We start from the raw sequence: 15096 nt of genomic DNA, 5'->3' as shown, positions 1-15096 counted from the left end.
GAGCGGATAAACTGCCGCCGTCATGCCGTCACCTCGAGCTTGAGCTGCTGGCGGCCGTACTCGGCCAGGCATACCGCATCCGCCATGCCGTCATGCGGCACCCGCTTGCGGCCTGGCGTCAGGTCGATGGAGGGATAAGCCCGGCGCACGAAAGCCACCGCTGCGTCCTTGTCCTTGGCGGTCCCGGCCAGCACGACCTTCTTCCAGGCCTGGGGCGTGACCAGCCGATAGGGGATGCTCAGCGCCTCACACACGCCGATCACCAGCCCGAAGCCCATGCCGAACTTGAACGTGCTGGAGACGCCCTGCTTGGGCATGGCGTGGACCTTCTCGAGGATCACCATGTCGGGGCGCAGCACCTTTAGGCGTGCGGCGATTTCGTGACCATCGATGTCTTTGCCCATGACCGGCATAGGGATGGCCAGGCACTCTCCGGTGTTTGCGATTCCGGCAATGCCGCCTGTTTGCCCCGGGTCGATTCCTACGATCATCAGGCCACCTCCTTCTCGTCGATGAATGCCCATGCCTCGCGCAGGGCCTGACCGATGTCGCCACCGAACTCCCGCACGCCTCGGGCGATGGTGTGGCGCAGCCACCCGGGCTGGCACCGCTGCAGCTCGGGCAGCCGGTGCACGTCCAGGTGGCACGCCCGGCAGACGGGCATGGCGTAGCTGTCCGGGGCCGTGGTGCCCATGCCGGAGAGCCCCCAGTGCAGGCCGATCACATGGTGGGCGTCGTCCGCCGGCGACCCGCAGCGGGCGCATGGCTGCTGGCGGACCCAGCGCAGATAGGCCGGCGACCGCCAGCGGTTGTCGTTGGCCGCCTGGCGCTTGGGCTTGCGGCGGCGCTCCATGGGCTTGCGCTCCATCGGCGCCTTGGCCTTGAGCTCGCCGCGGTTCTTGAGCTCGGTCCTTCGCTTCAATGGCGTGCGCTTCATGCGGCATCCCTCCGGCGGCGGATCCGCGCGCGCGTCTCCTGGTCTTCCTGATGCCAACGCTTGAGCGTCTTTTCCCACTTGTACTGGTCCCATGCCCACCAGAGAAGGATCGGGCCAAAGAGGATGAAGAACAGCGCGTCGTCACTCATGCCGCCACCTCGCGATACTGGTCCGGGCCGATGCCCTTGAGGCCGGGGTCCGTCAGGCGGAAGCCGCGGCCGGTGAAGTCCACATAAACGGCGTTCAGGTATTCGGCCTTCTGCCGTTTGCTCATCCAGCGAGTCACCTGGAAGTCGATGGGCTCCTGCATGAACGCCAGCTTCTCCTCGTAGGGGCGCCACCCGACCAGGCGGTCATAGGCATCGCAGAACTGCTCATCATCCCGGCGCAGGATCGCGATGCCGTGGTGGAGCTTCATCTGGCCGCGATACTCCTCGGCCGTCATGTCGCCCTGCTCGCTCGCCTCACGGCACCACAGGCGCTGCAGCCGGTTCTGGTCGAGGGAGCGCTTCGGCTCGCGCTTGCGGACCACAATCTCGATTTCACCCCACTGCTGGATGGCAGTGGTCATCACGCCCGGCAGGCGGGCGACGGCGGCCAGGGCGTCCTGCAGGGTCGAGGCGCGGGAGACATAGGGTTTCGGCTTGGGTGTGCTCATGCCGCCACCCCGCTGACCCGATACCCGAGCTCGATGTCCTTGTCGTGCCATCCGGCCAGCCACCAGTGCCGGCGGCACATGGGCGAGGCCTCGCGCTCCTCCACCGGCGCGCCGGTCTCCGAGGGCCGGCTGGGATGCGGGCACTCGCTGGCCGAGAGATTCCTGCTCCGGGCTTCGCGCCCAGCGATGTAGTCAGCGTTCATGCGGCACCTCCCGGCCCTTCGCCCTCGACGACATACAGCCGATACTCGTGCGGCCGGGTGCCGGCATCCCCCGGCACCTCCTGGCTGGCGACGGTCTGGCCGTAGCGACGCAGCTCGCGGATGCGCGCCGAGACGGCGGCGTGACTGTCCTGCTGGCCGAAGCGATCGAGGATGGCGTCGGCGATCTCGTGGAGCTGGAGCCAGCCGGCGGCGTCGCGGAGCACGAGGTAGGTCCGGCCCAGCTGGCTGTGCGGGTTGTCGAGGCGGCGGCCGCGGCGCGGCGTCATGTGGGTCACTGTGGCCATGGTCATGCCCTCCCGCAGGCGATGGCTTCGAGCTTGGCGATGTGGTGATCGGGCACTCGGCGGCTGCCGCTGCACCAGTTGCTGACGCTGCCGCGACTGACATCGATCTCGTCGGCCAGCGCCTGCTTGGTGGGGCGCCGAGACACAGCCAGGAGCGCGATACGCTGGCGACGCGGGCCATCCTCGAACTCGGCGGCGGTGCGCTGACGCTTCTTGCGCGGGTGTTCCGGCTGAGGCTCCGGCGCGCGGCCGATGATCTCCTCGGTGGAGCGCAGGCCGCGCTCGAATACCGTGGGCTGCAGTGCGGTCATGCGGTCCTCCGCTTGCCGTTCGGGTCTTCGCTCATGCGCTTCTCGGCCTCGTCGAGCATCTTCTGGCGACGGCGCTCGAGTTCGGACTCGCGCTCCTCGCGCTCCCGGCGAGCCTTGCTGTTGCTCTCGTCAAGGATGGAGCGCAGCTGATCCAGCGCCGCCTTGACGTTCTCCGGGTTGCCGCCAGGCTCGTCTTGCGGGCGTTCCGGCGCGGGCAGGAGGTGCTCGACCTTCGGCGCCGGCAGCAGCCCCTTCTCGATACCCTTCTCGATGGCCTCGCGACGCAGCTCCTTGTTGTCGCCTAGAGACGGCCACCAGCGGGGCGCGCGACCCTCGGTCTTGGCGTTGGTCACCTCGCGCTCATAGGCGGCGATGAAGGCCATGCGGGCGCCCACCTTGTCGCCCTCATCGAGGATCGGGCGGGCCACGCCAGCGGCGGCGGCAATCTCGTCGGTCCAGAGGATCGTGCGCTGTTCGTCCTGGGCCTCCAGCACGACAGACCAGGCCTCGTTCGGGGTCAGGTGGGCATTCGCGGACGGCATGCGGTCGAGGATCGAAGCCAGGGTCAGCCGGCCATTGATCTCGGAGCGGCAGCGGGCCAGGGCCTGCTCCACCTCGCCCCGCCCGTGGTCACGCAGGTCGCGGATCATCAGCGTCGCGGCGGCGGGCTTGATCTCGCTGCCCAGCACCTCGGCGGTGGCGTACAGCTGCTCCAGCAGCTCCTCGGCGTCTTGGCGTGTCAGCGGCATGGCTCAGTCCTCCCATCCGGACGCAGCCAGTAGGCGCTTGGCCTCGTCGGCGGCGCTGGCGTTGGCTTGCGTGCCGTCCATCTGGCGGGCACGGGTGGCGGTCATCTGCTGGCCGGTCTGCATCTGCATCGCGATGTTTTCGCAGTCGGCGAGCAGCAGGCCCACGGGGTGGCCCTTGGCGACGTAGTACTGGCTGTTGATGCTCAGGAAGTACGCGGCGACGCCCGGGGCCAGGCCGGCACCAACGCGGTCAACCAGCTGACCCATCTGCCCGGCCACCTTGGCGTTCCAGATCGGGTACACGCCGTAGCGGCGACGGTAGGTGATCGCGTAGTTCGCCCAGGGCTTGAACGTCTTGGCCCCCTGGTCCTTGGGGCCGGGCATGTCGGCAGGGATGGCGACGCGGGGCTCGTCGTCTTGCGGGGAATCCTCGACCACCTCGCCGATCAGATCGCGACCGGAGGGCGAAGCCCCCGGCGCAACCGGTTCATTGGATGGTTCCATGGACGGTTCAAAGGACGGTTCGGGTGACACTGTGTCACCCCGTTCCTGCATGGATGTCACCCCGTTCGCGTCAGAATGACACCCCGTTGCTGCACCAGTGTCACCCCGTTTCTTGCGGGATGACTTCCTGTCACCCCGTTTTGCGGGAAGGTCGGCCATCACGATGTCGTAAACCACGGGACGCTGGTCGGCCCGCTCAATGTGAGCCGCTGCGATGGCCTGATTGCCCATCTTGATGATGCCCGCCGACAGCAGATCGTTGATCTTGCGCGTGACGGTGCGGCCCGTCAGGCCGGTGTATTCGGCCAGCGTGGCGTTAGACGGGAATGCGTGGCGACCATGCTTGTCGGCATGGTTGGCCAAGCCCACGAGCACGAAGCGCGCGCCGGAGTCGGTGACGGTTTGCTGGTTCATGGCCCAGCTCATTGCTTCTACGCTCATGCGGCACCTGCGATCTTGTGCTGAGCCCACAGGCCGGCAATCCAGTTGACGCCCTTGGGCGTGAATTTGGACTGGCTGTAGGAGTGGCCGCCGTCATCGGTGACGCCGGTTTTGACGACGAATCGGTCGGCGTCGATGTGCTGCTGATAGGGCATCCACTCGCCGCCCAGGCGGTACATGACGCGGCTGTCTTGAAGGAATGCCCGGAACTCGCGCTCGTTGGCCTGTAGCAGCTTGGCGACCTGCCGGAATCCCTTGTTTCCAGAGTCGGCAGAGACGTAGCGCTCGACGAACTCGACGGCAGGCTTGGCGTGCTCGAGGGCGGCTTCCGCGCGCAACTTGCTCTCAACCTCATCGGCCCATGCGCGAGCAGCTTCGACCGGGTTGGTGAAATCGGGCAGGGCGGGCTTGACGACCTGCTGCTCGAGCTCCTGCCAGCGATCGACGACTGTTGCAGTGAACTCAGGAGACAGGCGGGCAACCAGGACCAGAGAGTCGCGCTTGTTCATCTGGTGCTCGGGATACTTCTGGCCGTTCTGCTCGTGGACATAGAGGGTCTCCACAGATTGTGTGACCCCTTGCTCGGCCAGGGTGCGCGCCGTCCTGAGTACTTGGTCGTGACGATGACCCGTCAGCAGGGCGATTTCGCGACTGCTCATGGTGGGCTTGCCGGTTTCGATGATGTCGTTCATACTCGATTCATCCTTTGGTGAAAGCGCCCGGTCCTTGCTCCCCAGCACGCCGGGCGTTTTTGCGTTTAAGCCTTCGCCAGCTTCGGCTCGGCCATCCCTTCCAGTGCCGCACGCAGGGCGCACAGCGCGTCGATCTCTTCCTGCACCACCTGAGCAATCTCGGCCCGCTCCCGGGCATCGATCTTGCGATCCGCAATGGCATCGCGAACGGTCGACGCCACGTTGCCGAACGACACTTGGTGATCGGTCATCAGATCGAGCAGATCGGCACCCTCACGGGCTTTCGCTGCCGGGATAGCCACCAGCCCCATGTCATCGAGGAACGGCTGCAGGATGCGCTGACGGCTGTCCTCGTCGACGGTCCAGAAGATCGCGACGGCATCGCTGAATCGCAGCGGCATAGCGTCGTTTTCATCCAGGCGGCGATAGAGGCTCTTGGCGGACATGCCCACGTTGCCGGCCATGCGCTTGATGCAGTTGGCGAAGGCGGCGTCGTGGACCGGATCGATGAAAGAATCCATGTCGCGCATGATTGGCCCCTGATGCTTATCCATGTGGAAACGCTCCTATGATTTGCCGATGCCGCTAATCGGTGGCGCGGGTTATCTTATGGGTGTGGGTCAGGCGGCGACCGCGCCAAATACATCGGGACGCAGTTGTTTGGCCTTCACTTTGCCCCCGGTCGCCTTGACGACAGCCATGACGCGAACGGCCGGGACGATGCTCCACTGAGAAACGGCCTGGGAGCTGATGCCGATGGCGCGAGCCAGTGCGGCGGGGCCGCCGGCGATCCGGATGGCTTCTTGCATTGCTTGTTCCGGGGTCATAGGGAAATCCATGCTTAATGTCGTTGACCGCAGTGTAAGTCAGACTTACCCTATAGAGCAAGCCATTCTTCCGTTGAATGGCGTAAGCTCTCCTTTCACACTTTCAGGCAGTTCAATGCCGAGTGATGAAGGAATGACGGAAGATGAGAAGGTTGGTCAGCGAATCACGAGGGCTCGCAAAGAGGCGGGCATGACCCAACAGCAGCTCGCAACCACGCTGGGAGTGTCGCGGCCTGCCGTAGCGCAGTGGGAGAAGGGCAAAACCAGTCCGTCAGCGGAGAACCTGCGCAACGTGGCCACTGCCACCGGGAAGCCGCTGATCTATTTCTTCACTGGTGCCGGTGTAGATACGGATGCGTTCGACGAGGCGCCCCGTATGGGCGGCCAGGTTCCCGTGATCAGCTGGGTGCAGGCCGGAGCATGGACGGAGGCTATGACGCACCAGGATGTCGATCTTGAGTACTACCCAGCGCCACCAGGATGTGGCCCCAAGGCCTTCGGCCTTCGCGTCCGCGGCGAGTCGATGATCGAGGTATACGCGCCCGGCACGCTGATCTTCATCGATCCCGATGTTGAGCCGGTATCAGGCGACGACGTGGTGGTGCAGTGCGAGCAGCACGGCGGCGCCGAAGCGACGTTCAAGCGGTACATCGTCGAGCCGGGCGTCGGCCCCATGCTCAAGGTCATGAACAAGGACTGGCGCGAGCAGTACATGGACCTCACCGAAGACTGCCGAATCATCGGCGTGGTGATGGCGCAGATGATCTTGCGGAAGCACTAGCAGCCCACAATCAGCAGATAGTAAGAGAGCCCGCCTTGTGCGGGCTTTTTTTGTGCCCGAGAAAACAGTCGCTTACCATCATGGGAAAGAATTTCTTACCTTTGTATTGACTCGCGAGGAAAGTATGACTTACATTGAGTTCGTCGACGGGCTCAGCGCCCCACCGACCCGGCCCAGCCGGCGCTCTTTAACAACCAGTCACTCCCTCCCCGGGTACAAGGGGCGACAGCCGGCAACACGCCGCGCTGGCGAGCGCAGCGGCCCTAGCGGGGCGCCAGGACACACCGGAGACGGCTAGCCCCTGGCGTGGCGCAAGAGGCGGGTAGAGCCCGCTGAGCGTCGGCAGAGAGCGATGCCGCGCTGCGTGAGAGACCGATACCGGCAGCCCCTGCCGCACCAGGGGCTGCATCCGAGAAGGCGTCTGGAATCAGAGCCTTCTCAGATGCACTAGAGCATCCCCGATTCCCTGCATTGCCGCCTCCGGGCGGCTTTTTTCTGCCTGCGGGCTCGCCACGGCGGGCCGCGCCCACGTCATGGAGATCGCCATGGACACCCTTCTGCCCAAGACCCCGAAAGAGCGCGAGCGCGAGATCGACGACGCCATCGCGGCCACCAGCCGGCGCATTGAGCTGGACCACTATCTCGACGAGAAGCGGCTGGAACGAGAGCTGGCCGATCCGTGGGAGCTGGACTCATGAGCTCGAAATACATCGCCTGGGACCGCCACGGCGGCCGCCTGACGCCGCGCTGCGATCTGCCGGGCAGTCCGTTCGGCAGCAAGCGACAAGCGCTGAGAGCGGCGCACAAGGCCGGCATCGACAAGCCGACGATCACCACCGTCACCCGGAGAGCATCATGAGCGCACCCACAAACACGATCATCCAGAACCTCGCCCAGGGCGGCTACTCCACCGCCCTCGCCCTCCTCCTCTGCTGCCTAATCGTGATCGGCGCATTCGTGATGCTCGGCGTCTGGCTGGAGCGGCGCGACTGGCGTGAGCACCAGCGCCGGCTCGCCGAGAGCGAGGAGCGCGCCCGCCGCCCGATCATCGGGCCGCATTGGGCAGACCAGAACACCGACAGGAGGTGAGGCCATGATCACCACTGAACAGCAGGCCCTGCTGGCCAGCATCCAGTCGCTGGCCGCCGCCGGCCGAGGACAGACCGGATGGAGCATCAAGCACCACGTCGAGTTCGACGCCAACGGCCATACGCGCTCGACCGTCACGGCATTCTTTCCCGGCCGCCCGCCGGCCGACGCCTACCTGAGCTGGGCGACGATCGATCCCAAGGGGAACGACACCGCCGAGGGCATGACGCCCGAGTTCGTCGCCGAGCACGAATGCACCCTGGCCCAGCAGCGCGACAAGCTCGCCGCCTGGATCGCTGAGCACCGGATCGACAAGGAGGCCGCATGAGCGCAGCCATCGACATCAACAGCACGTCCACGCATTTCCCGCAATTCGACCCCGAAGCGCCGCCCACCAAGCTTGAGGCACTGCTAGAGGGTGAATGCGAGATCGCCGCCGAGCAGTTTGTCGACTGGCTGGCCGACGAGGCGCAGCGGGAGACGCTGTATCACATGGCGATCAACCGGCTGAAAGACGACGACATCAAGGCCGCTGCCGAGCAGTGGGCGAAGGAGGGCGCATGAGTAAGTCTTTCATCCTTTGCAACAAGAAAGGTCTTGATGCGCTCCCTGGCTGGCTAAAGCAGCAATCTTTCAAGGTCTACAGCATCGCATTTGGCGGCAAGGGCTGGAGTATCAGCCTGGGGATTGGCGAGGGGCGTGGCTATCGAAAGACGCAGAGCATCGTCATCAGGGATGAAGGGTTTTTGGATGATGCAGAGGCGATCGTGCGCGCCCACCTTGGCTGGCCTGCTAAGGAATGAAAAAGCCCGCTCTCGTTTGGGGCGAGGGCGGGCCGGATGATCCGAACACGAATCGATTAGGAGCATATCACTATGAGCCAGGGCATTGCACAGCCGGGCTACTACCCGGACGTGCCGAATGACGCCTATCACTCGGGGCCTGGTGTGTCGAAGTCGCAGCTTGACCTGCTGCACCGATCGCCGGCGCTGCTGCAGTGGTCGCGAACCGCACCGGAAGACGAGGAGAAAAAGGCGGCGCTGAACATCGGTGATGCTGTGCACGCCCTGATTCTTGAGCCGCACCGGTTCGAGGCAGAGTACGCCATCGGGCCGGATGCACCGAAGAACACGAAAGAGGGCAAGGCCAAGTGGGCGGATTTTGAGGAGCTGCTGGGTGACAAGACGGTGCTCAGTCACTCAGAGGGGCGCAAGGTGCACCTGATCCGGGAGAGCGTCATGGCGCATCCTCATGCCCGGTTCCTGGTGGAGTCGGAGGGCGATGTCGAGGCGTCGATCTACTGGCGCGACACGATCACTGGCGAGCTGTGCCGCTGCAGGCCGGATAAGGCGCTGCCCAAGCTGGGCTGGCTGATGGACGTGAAGACCACGGCTGACATGGGCAAGTTTGCGCGCTCGGTCTACGACTACCGCTATCACGTTCAGGATCCGTTCTACAGCGATGGCTATGCCGAGCAGTTTGGCGAGTCGCCGCGGGCCTTTCTATTCCTGGTGGTCAGCACGAGCATCGAGTGCGGCCGCTACCCGGTGCGGCTATTCAGCTTGGATCAGGCTGCCAAGGACGCCGGGCGCTTCGCCTACCAACGAGACCTGCAGGTCTATCACGAGTGCCGGCAGGCCGATGACTGGCCGGGTATCGAGACGCTATCGCTGCCGCCCTGGGCGCAGTAGGAGACGATCATGGAACAGCAAGTTCAGCACCAGCAAAGCAATCCATTCGGCGGCCGCGACATGGCCCATCACGTCAATCACGGCACGGTGCACATCGAGCAGAGCCGGGCCGTCACCGAGGCACAGGGCAAGCTGCTGCTAGCCAAGCAGTTCCCGCGCGATGAGGCTCTGGCCTACTCGAAGATCATGACGAGCTGTCAGCGCCCAGCCCTGGCAGCCGTTGGTGAGTACGCCTACCCGCGCGGCGGGCAGAAAGTCAGCGGCCCGTCGATCCGGCTGGCCGAGGAGCTGGCCCGCTGCTGGGGGAACATCGACTACGGGATCCGCGAGCTGTCACGGCAAGATGGCAACAGCGAGATGGAGGCCTATGCCTGGGATGTGGAGACCAATACCTACAGCAGCCAGAAGTTCACGGTTCGCCATATCCGCGACACGCGGGGCGGCGGCAAGGCGCTGACCGACGAGCGCGACATCTACGAGATCACCGCCAACATGGGCGGCCGGCGCCTTCGGGCACGGCTGCTGGCCATCCTGCCGCCTGACCTCGTTGACGCTGCTGTGCACCAGTGCCGTCAGACGCTGGCCGGATCCAGCCAGGAGCCTGTCGCCGACCGCGTGCGCCGGATGGTCGAGGCGTTTGGCCGTTATGGCGTCAAGGCCACTCATCTGGCGGCGCACCTGAACAAGAGCCTGGACGACTGCCTGCCGGAAGACATCGCCACGCTTCAGGCGGTCTACAACAGCATCAAGAGCGGCCAAGCGCAGGCTGCTGACTTCTTCACCATGCGAAGCCATGAGGGATCGGCTGGCGACCTGAACGCCGAACTCAAGCAAGCGCAGAGCAACACCCAACCTGAAACCCAAGGAGCCTGAAATGGCCACGAAAATCCGCGACATCGCAGTAAAAACTGGCGAATACCAAGACAACCAGGGGCAGATGAAGGGGCGCTGGCAGAACATTGGCTCGCTGATGAAAAACGACGACGGCGGCGAGTTCATCATCCTGAACCGCTGGTTCAACCCTGCCGGCGTGCCGAACCCCGACAACAAGGACAGCGTTCTGCTGTCGTGCTTCAAGATGGATCGACAGAGCGGCGGCGGGCAGCAGGGAGGTGGGTATGGCCAGCAGTCGCAGCAAGGAGGATACGGCCAGCAACAAGGCGCCTATGGCCAGCAGCAGAGCCAACCGCAGCCGCCGCCCGCAGATCCGTCGGATGAAATCCCGTTCTAGCACGCCAGCGGTGTGCTAGAGCGCCCTTCCAGCAGAGCCCGCCACGCGCGGGCTTTTCAGTATCAGCAGGAGCATAAGCCGCATGAACATGATGCTCGCCATCGGGCAGATGCTGACAGCCACCGCTCAAGACTGGTCGGTCGCTGAAGTTCACGCCGAGCCAGGCGACGGGCGCGGCGACTCAATCACTACTAGGCCCCGCTAATGCGGGGCTTTTCATTCTGGGAGAAAATCATGACGAGCCTCAACCTGTTCGGCCACGAGCTGGTGGTCGACAACTTCGCCGGTGGCGGGGGTGCCAGCGAGGGTATCGAGCAGGCACTGGGCCGCTCGGTAGACCTCGCAATCAATCACGACGCCACCGCCATCGCGGTGCATACCGCCAACCACCCGGGCAGCGAGCATGCCATCGCCGACGTCTGGGACATCGACCCCGAGCAGGCGGTGCACGGTCAGCCAGTGGGGCTCGCCTGGCTCTCGCCGGATTGCCGGCACCACAGCAAGGCGAAAGGAGGCCGGCCGGTAAGCAAGAGCGTGCGCGGACTGGCCTGGGTGGCCGCCCGCTGGGCGGCGAAGGTGAAGCCGCGAGTGATCTGCCTCGAGAACGTCGAGGAATTCCTCGACTGGGGGCCACTGATGAAGGACGGCCAGGGGCGCATCGTGCCTGACCCCGCCCGCAAGGGGCAGACGTTCCGTGGTTTCGTGCGCGCATTGCAGCGCCATGGCTACCAAGTGGATTGGCGTGTGTTGCGTGCATGCGACTTCGGCGCCCCGACCATTCGCCGCCGGCTGTTCTTGATCGCACGCCGCGATGGGATCCCTATTGTTTGGCCAAAGCCGACCCACGGTGACCCAGCCACCCCGGCTGTTCGCCGCGGAAAGCTCAAGCCATGGGCCACTGCCGCCAGCTGCATCGACTGGTCGATTCCCTGTCCGAGCATCTTCGACCGGGCGCGGCCGCTGGCCGATGCGACCCTGCGCCGGATCGCCAAGGGCGTGATGCGATACGTGGTCGAGAGCGGCGAGCCCTTCATCGTGCCGATCGCCAACTACGGCAACGGCAGCGAGCTGGTCAACAGCATCAGCGAACCGCTACGCACAGTCACCGCTTGGCCCAAGGGCGGCAGCTTCGCCCTAGTGGCCCCCAGCCTGGTGCAAACCGGCTATGGCGAACGTGCCGGCCAAGCGCCCCGCGTCCTCGATATGCACCGACCGCTCGGCACCGTGGCCGCTGGTGGCCAAAAGCATGCGCTGGTCTCGGCCTTCCTGGCCAAGCACTACACAGGCGTCGTCGGCGACGACCTGCGCAAGCCGCTGCCGACGATCACGGCCACCGACCACAACGCCCCTGTCGCTGTGAGCCTACTGAACCTCAAGGGCAGCGAGCGCGGCGGGCGTGACCCACGGGAGCCGATGCCGACCGTCTGCGCCGGTGGCACCCATGCCGCGGCCGTGGCCGCGTTTCTTGCGCCCTACTACGGCAGTGGCTCAGGAGAGACTGGACGCGACCTCCGAGCGCCAGCACCGACGGTCACAACAAAAGATCGCTTCCAGCTGGTGACCGTGACCATCGATGGCGAGCAGTACGCCATCATCGACATCGGCATGCGAATGCTCCAGCCCCACGAGCTCGCAGCCGCCCAGGGCTTCCCCGATGGCTACCAGTTCGCCGAAGCCGGAGGCCGTGCGGTGCCGAAGTACCAACAGGTGCGCCTGATCGGCAACAGCGTCTGCCCACCGATGGCTCGCGCGATCGTCGAGGCCAACTTCACTCATGAGCGTCGTTTCATGCCTGCGCCAGAGACGGCAGCAGCGTAACGCATCCAGGCCGCCTAGCGGCCTTTCTTCTTTCTGGAGGCACCATGAACCAAGCAATCAAGGCATCGCAATGCCACATGCTCGACCCACTTCCGGGCAGTGACCCGGCGTTCGAGCAGATCGTGGCGCTCAACGAAGAGCGCGCCGCCGAGAATGCCGAGCTGGCCGCTGAGAATGATCGGCTGCGCGGTGCCATGGCCAAGGCCAGGCTATATGCAGGCGAGCACCTGCCGGCCGCCGCCGGCACCGGCATCGTTCACATTCTGGAATCAGCGTTGAAGGAGGCCGCCGCATGAAACTCGCGACGCGTGACACCTGGCGCCTCGACGCCGATGGCCAGCGCATCGAGACGCCCGCCGAGAAGACGCCTAACGGGCGCGACAAGAACAACGCCCGGAGAGTGGCCAGGCGGCTCAAGTTCGAGGCGCTATGCCGTCGCCACGGCCTCAAGCCAGAGACGGTACGCGCCCGGACCAATCCCCGCAAAGGCGGCATGACGCTGCGGGAGGCGCTGCGCACGCCGATCATGCGCGGCGGCCGACAGAAACGGTCGGCTGAATGGTCAGCCCAGGCCCGCGGGCATTGGCAGGAGTTCGGAGAGGCCCGGGAGGCCAAGGAGTCGTCATGAGCGAACAGCAGACGGATTGGGTCGAGAGCATCGAGGTGTTCGGCGCCTGGGGCGATATGGCCGCCTGGCAGGCCGAGGCGCAGGCCAGCATCGAGACATGGCTGGAGGGCGAGGCATGAACCGCGCCCAGCGCCGCGCCCAGGCCAAGGCCGGGCGCATGAACCGCGCCGCCCGCATGGGCCGGGCCGGCATCGACCGCTATATCGACCGCGCCCGGCGCAAGATGCACGGCATGGTGTTCAGGGCGATCCCGGTCGGCGACGAACTGCACGGCCAGTGGAAGTTCCCGGCGATGACGGCGGCCGGTGACCGGCAGCAGCTGGCGGACTATGCCGAGGCGGCCCCGCACCGCTGGCACCTCCGGGTGACGGCGCGCTTCGTGACCGATGACGGCGCCTATCTCGAGGAGGTGGATGGCGACATCGGCCAGGCGGTAATGCTGGGCGAGCTTGTCGATGAATGGCAGCGCATGCTCCGCGAGGCACGCGCCCGAGGCAATGCGCGACACCTCGACAGCGAGGTGGTGGAAATCAGGCCGGCGATGGCAGATGCCGGCGAATGAGCACCATACCGCTCAGAAACCGCCGCCTCGCCCGATATTGAGCAATATCCCGCACATCGCCGCCCACGGGCGGCTTTCCTGTTTCTGGAGGACGATATGCCCCATGACCGCCTGCTCCCCTTGCACGAGCTCGAGCGCAAGGTGGGATTCAAGAAGAGCAAGATCTACGACTGGATCGCCAACGGCGCCTTCCCGCCCGGGAAGCTGATGCACGGCAAACGCCTGTGGCTCGAGTCCGAAATCGACGACTGGATCGCCGCCGAGTGGAAGAAGGCGTCCTAGCCTTCCTCGCCGCCCTCCTTGGGCCGCTTCAGCCGGTCCAGATGATCCGCCCACCACTGCATCATTTCCTTCCTCTCGTCCATGTGCTGAGCGTGGTTGTAGCTCGCGCGCGTCCGGTTTGCCGGCGCGTGGGCCAGCTGTCGCTCGATCGCGTCCGGGTTCCAGCCTTGTTCGTTCAGAACGGTCGAGGCTGTGGCCCGGAAGCCATGGGCCGCGAACTTCCCCTTCCCGAAGCCCATTCGGACCAGCGCCTGGTTGATCGTCGTGTGATGGATCGGCTGGCGAGGGTTCTTCATGCCGGGCAGCAGCAACTCCCTTCCCCCTGTGTACTCCTTCAGCTCCTTGAGCTTCTCCACCGCCTGCTTGGAAAGCGGCACCAGGTGGGGTCGGCGCATCTTCATGTCGGCTTCCGGTATGCGCCAGATAGCATCCTCCAGGTCCACGTCCGCCCAGCGCCCGCGGCGCAGTTCGACGGTGCGGACCATGGTCAGCAGCAGTAGCTCGATGGCGAGCCGCGTTGTGCGGTAGCCGCCGAACACTTCGAGCTGGCCCAGCAGCACGCGCAGATCCTTCTCGGGAAGCGCCGTGGCGTGCTTCACCTTTGGCCGTGACACCGCGCCCTTGATGAACGACGCCGGGTCGGTGTCGGCCTGCAGGTTGATGATGCCGTAGCGGAAGATCGCGCTTACCCACTGGCGCAGCAGCAGCGCGACGGACGGCGCGCCCCGCTTCTCCACGCCGCGGATCAGGTCGAGCACGTCGGCCGCCTCCACCTCGCGGATCGGCTTATCGCCGAAGGCGGGATAGATGTCGTTGTCGAGCCCCTTTCGCACCTGACCCTTGTAGTAGGCCGTCCACTCGCCGGCGCGCTTCTCGAGCCACTCCTCCGCGACGTTGCGAAAGGTCTGCGCCTGCTCGGCCTGGCGGGCCTGCTTGTCGCGCTCGGTCTGGTCGCGGGGGTGTATGCCGCGGGCGATCAGTTCCCGGCCCCATTCCCGCTGTTCGCGGGCCGGGCCGAGCTTCACCTGTGGATAGTCTCCGATGGTCCACATGTTGGCCTTGCCATCCAGGCGGTATCGGAGACGCCAGACCTTGCGGCCGGACGGGCGCACCTCGAGGCACAGGCCGTGCCCGTCAGCGATGCGGTAGAGCTTCTCGCGCGGCTTGGCGTTCCGCGCCTTGGTATCGGAGATCGGCATGGCATTGTGAGTAAGGGGTGGGCGTACTCACAATCTTACTCACACATGAGCCGGATGCATATGAATGGAGCATGGATGCTTATGGAAGGTGTCGGCGGGCGTAAAGGCGGGAATTGCTGAATCTGCCCGGAAGGGTGCGGAAGAACAGTGGATGGCGGTGGAATCGGACTATCAGTTATCGATCATCA

Annotated in this window: 29 protein-coding genes; 16 read left to right on the top strand and 13 right to left on the bottom strand. The window is 65.2% G+C overall.

Translation table 11 applies throughout. The features are described from left to right. Positions 1 to 20 precede the first annotated feature (20 nt). The 12 genes from ACGTNF_RS15850 to ACGTNF_RS15795 all read right to left on the bottom strand — a co-directional run bounded on the left by ACGTNF_RS15850 (position 21) and on the right by ACGTNF_RS15795 (position 5609). Positions 21 to 491: a RuvC family protein gene (locus tag ACGTNF_RS15850; RefSeq protein WP_394602476.1), complete on the bottom strand. Its 471-nt coding sequence runs from the start codon at positions 489 to 491 to the stop codon at positions 21 to 23. Further along, on the bottom strand, positions 491 to 937 hold the full coding sequence (locus ACGTNF_RS15845; RefSeq protein ID WP_394602475.1) for an HNH endonuclease signature motif containing protein: 447 nt from the start codon (positions 935 to 937) through the stop codon (positions 491 to 493). Before ACGTNF_RS15845 ends, ACGTNF_RS15850 begins: the two co-directional genes overlap by 1 nt. Next, positions 934 to 1086, bottom strand: a complete 153-nt coding sequence (locus ACGTNF_RS15840) for a hypothetical protein (protein ID WP_394602474.1) — start codon at positions 1084 to 1086, stop codon at positions 934 to 936. Before ACGTNF_RS15840 ends, ACGTNF_RS15845 begins: the two co-directional genes overlap by 4 nt. Then, positions 1083 to 1595, bottom strand: a complete 513-nt coding sequence (locus ACGTNF_RS15835) for a hypothetical protein (protein WP_394602473.1) — start codon at positions 1593 to 1595, stop codon at positions 1083 to 1085. The genes ACGTNF_RS15840 and ACGTNF_RS15835 overlap by 4 nt, the downstream gene beginning before the upstream one ends. Beyond that, on the bottom strand, positions 1592 to 1798 hold the full coding sequence (locus ACGTNF_RS15830) for a hypothetical protein (protein ID WP_394602472.1): 207 nt from the start codon (positions 1796 to 1798) through the stop codon (positions 1592 to 1594). Before ACGTNF_RS15830 ends, ACGTNF_RS15835 begins: the two co-directional genes overlap by 4 nt. Continuing rightward, on the bottom strand, positions 1795 to 2103 hold the full coding sequence (locus tag ACGTNF_RS15825) for a hypothetical protein (RefSeq protein ID WP_394602471.1): 309 nt from the start codon (positions 2101 to 2103) through the stop codon (positions 1795 to 1797). The genes ACGTNF_RS15830 and ACGTNF_RS15825 overlap by 4 nt, the downstream gene beginning before the upstream one ends. Positions 2104 to 2105: 2 nt before the next feature. Then, the gene (locus ACGTNF_RS15820) at positions 2106 to 2414 is read right to left on the bottom strand and encodes a hypothetical protein (protein WP_394602470.1); all 309 of its coding nucleotides are present in this window, start codon (positions 2412 to 2414) and stop codon (positions 2106 to 2108) included. Then, positions 2411 to 3163 carry a hypothetical protein gene (locus ACGTNF_RS15815; RefSeq protein ID WP_394602469.1) on the bottom strand — a complete coding sequence of 251 codons (753 nt, stop codon included), beginning with the start codon at positions 3161 to 3163 and terminating at the stop codon, positions 2411 to 2413. Before ACGTNF_RS15815 ends, ACGTNF_RS15820 begins: the two co-directional genes overlap by 4 nt. A gap of 3 nt (positions 3164 to 3166) precedes the next feature. Then, on the bottom strand, positions 3167 to 4081 hold the full coding sequence (locus ACGTNF_RS15810; RefSeq protein WP_394602468.1) for a helix-turn-helix domain-containing protein: 915 nt from the start codon (positions 4079 to 4081) through the stop codon (positions 3167 to 3169). 23 nt (positions 4082 to 4104) lie between these two features. After that, positions 4105 to 4800: a phage antirepressor KilAC domain-containing protein gene (locus ACGTNF_RS15805; protein ID WP_394602467.1), complete on the bottom strand. Its 696-nt coding sequence runs from the start codon at positions 4798 to 4800 to the stop codon at positions 4105 to 4107. A 65-nt stretch (positions 4801 to 4865) separates the two neighbouring features. Beyond that, the gene (locus ACGTNF_RS15800; RefSeq protein WP_394602466.1) at positions 4866 to 5354 is read right to left on the bottom strand and encodes a phage regulatory CII family protein; all 489 of its coding nucleotides are present in this window, start codon (positions 5352 to 5354) and stop codon (positions 4866 to 4868) included. Positions 5355 to 5420: 66 nt separating this feature from the next. Then, positions 5421 to 5609, bottom strand: a complete 189-nt coding sequence (locus ACGTNF_RS15795) for a transcriptional regulator (protein ID WP_394602465.1) — start codon at positions 5607 to 5609, stop codon at positions 5421 to 5423. On the opposite strand from ACGTNF_RS15795, the gene ACGTNF_RS15790 reads away from it, so the two are divergent. The 16 genes from ACGTNF_RS15790 (at position 5551) to ACGTNF_RS15715 (ending at position 13709) form a co-directional block, all read left to right on the top strand. Continuing rightward, positions 5551 to 6408 (top strand): LexA family protein, encoded by an 858-nt coding sequence (locus tag ACGTNF_RS15790; RefSeq protein ID WP_394602464.1) that lies wholly within the window; start codon positions 5551 to 5553, stop codon positions 6406 to 6408. The two genes, ACGTNF_RS15795 and ACGTNF_RS15790, sit on opposite strands and share 59 nt — an antisense overlap. 545 nt (positions 6409 to 6953) lie before the next feature. Further along, the gene (locus ACGTNF_RS15785; protein ID WP_394602463.1) at positions 6954 to 7106 is read left to right on the top strand and encodes a hypothetical protein; all 153 of its coding nucleotides are present in this window, start codon (positions 6954 to 6956) and stop codon (positions 7104 to 7106) included. Further along, the gene (locus ACGTNF_RS15780) at positions 7103 to 7267 is read left to right on the top strand and encodes a hypothetical protein (RefSeq protein WP_394602462.1); all 165 of its coding nucleotides are present in this window, start codon (positions 7103 to 7105) and stop codon (positions 7265 to 7267) included. The genes ACGTNF_RS15785 and ACGTNF_RS15780 overlap by 4 nt, the downstream gene beginning before the upstream one ends. Beyond that, positions 7264 to 7497, top strand: coding sequence for a hypothetical protein (locus tag ACGTNF_RS15775; RefSeq protein ID WP_394602461.1), 234 nt, complete (start codon positions 7264 to 7266; stop codon positions 7495 to 7497). The genes ACGTNF_RS15780 and ACGTNF_RS15775 overlap by 4 nt, the downstream gene beginning before the upstream one ends. Positions 7498 to 7501: 4 nt before the next feature. Next, positions 7502 to 7825, top strand: coding sequence for a hypothetical protein (locus ACGTNF_RS15770; protein WP_394602460.1), 324 nt, complete (start codon positions 7502 to 7504; stop codon positions 7823 to 7825). After that, the gene (locus tag ACGTNF_RS15765) at positions 7822 to 8061 is read left to right on the top strand and encodes a hypothetical protein (protein WP_394602459.1); all 240 of its coding nucleotides are present in this window, start codon (positions 7822 to 7824) and stop codon (positions 8059 to 8061) included. The genes ACGTNF_RS15770 and ACGTNF_RS15765 overlap by 4 nt, the downstream gene beginning before the upstream one ends. Beyond that, the gene (locus tag ACGTNF_RS15760; RefSeq protein ID WP_394602458.1) at positions 8058 to 8300 is read left to right on the top strand and encodes a hypothetical protein; all 243 of its coding nucleotides are present in this window, start codon (positions 8058 to 8060) and stop codon (positions 8298 to 8300) included. Before ACGTNF_RS15765 ends, ACGTNF_RS15760 begins: the two co-directional genes overlap by 4 nt. 72 nt (positions 8301 to 8372) lie before the next feature. Continuing rightward, on the top strand, positions 8373 to 9188 hold the full coding sequence (locus ACGTNF_RS15755; RefSeq protein ID WP_394602457.1) for a PD-(D/E)XK nuclease-like domain-containing protein: 816 nt from the start codon (positions 8373 to 8375) through the stop codon (positions 9186 to 9188). A gap of 9 nt (positions 9189 to 9197) precedes the next feature. After that, positions 9198 to 10061 carry a hypothetical protein gene (locus ACGTNF_RS15750; protein WP_394602456.1) on the top strand — a complete coding sequence of 288 codons (864 nt, stop codon included), beginning with the start codon at positions 9198 to 9200 and terminating at the stop codon, positions 10059 to 10061. Between the two features lies 1 nt (position 10062). Next, entirely contained in the window at positions 10063 to 10419 is a 357-nt protein-coding gene (locus ACGTNF_RS15745) for a hypothetical protein (protein ID WP_394602455.1), read from the top strand. A 234-nt stretch (positions 10420 to 10653) separates the two neighbouring features. Then, entirely contained in the window at positions 10654 to 12237 is a 1584-nt protein-coding gene (locus ACGTNF_RS15740) for a DNA cytosine methyltransferase (protein ID WP_394602454.1), read from the top strand. Positions 12238 to 12281: 44 nt separating this feature from the next. Then, entirely contained in the window at positions 12282 to 12533 is a 252-nt protein-coding gene (locus ACGTNF_RS15735) for a hypothetical protein (RefSeq protein WP_394602453.1), read from the top strand. Further along, positions 12530 to 12865, top strand: coding sequence for a hypothetical protein (locus ACGTNF_RS15730; protein ID WP_394602452.1), 336 nt, complete (start codon positions 12530 to 12532; stop codon positions 12863 to 12865). The genes ACGTNF_RS15735 and ACGTNF_RS15730 overlap by 4 nt, the downstream gene beginning before the upstream one ends. After that, positions 12862 to 12984, top strand: coding sequence for a hypothetical protein (locus tag ACGTNF_RS15725; RefSeq protein WP_394602451.1), 123 nt, complete (start codon positions 12862 to 12864; stop codon positions 12982 to 12984). The genes ACGTNF_RS15730 and ACGTNF_RS15725 overlap by 4 nt, the downstream gene beginning before the upstream one ends. Continuing rightward, positions 12981 to 13427 (top strand): hypothetical protein, encoded by a 447-nt coding sequence (locus tag ACGTNF_RS15720; RefSeq protein ID WP_394602450.1) that lies wholly within the window; start codon positions 12981 to 12983, stop codon positions 13425 to 13427. The genes ACGTNF_RS15725 and ACGTNF_RS15720 overlap by 4 nt, the downstream gene beginning before the upstream one ends. 96 nt (positions 13428 to 13523) lie before the next feature. Next, a complete protein-coding gene (locus tag ACGTNF_RS15715; protein WP_309653563.1) occupies positions 13524 to 13709 on the top strand; it encodes a helix-turn-helix transcriptional regulator in 186 nt (61 codons plus the stop codon). Here ACGTNF_RS15715 and ACGTNF_RS15710 read toward each other — a convergent pair. Then, positions 13706 to 14908: a tyrosine-type recombinase/integrase gene (locus tag ACGTNF_RS15710; RefSeq protein ID WP_394602449.1), complete on the bottom strand. Its 1203-nt coding sequence runs from the start codon at positions 14906 to 14908 to the stop codon at positions 13706 to 13708. The genes ACGTNF_RS15715 and ACGTNF_RS15710 overlap by 4 nt on opposite strands. Positions 14909 to 15096 lie beyond the last annotated feature (188 nt).

Source organism: Halomonas sp. B23F22_10, from assembly GCF_043496975.1.
In the GTDB taxonomy this organism is placed as follows: Bacteria; Pseudomonadota; Gammaproteobacteria; order Pseudomonadales; family Halomonadaceae; genus Halomonas; species Halomonas smyrnensis.
Note: the sequence above shows the minus strand (reverse complement) of the source record. Positions and strands in the feature narration are given on the sequence as shown.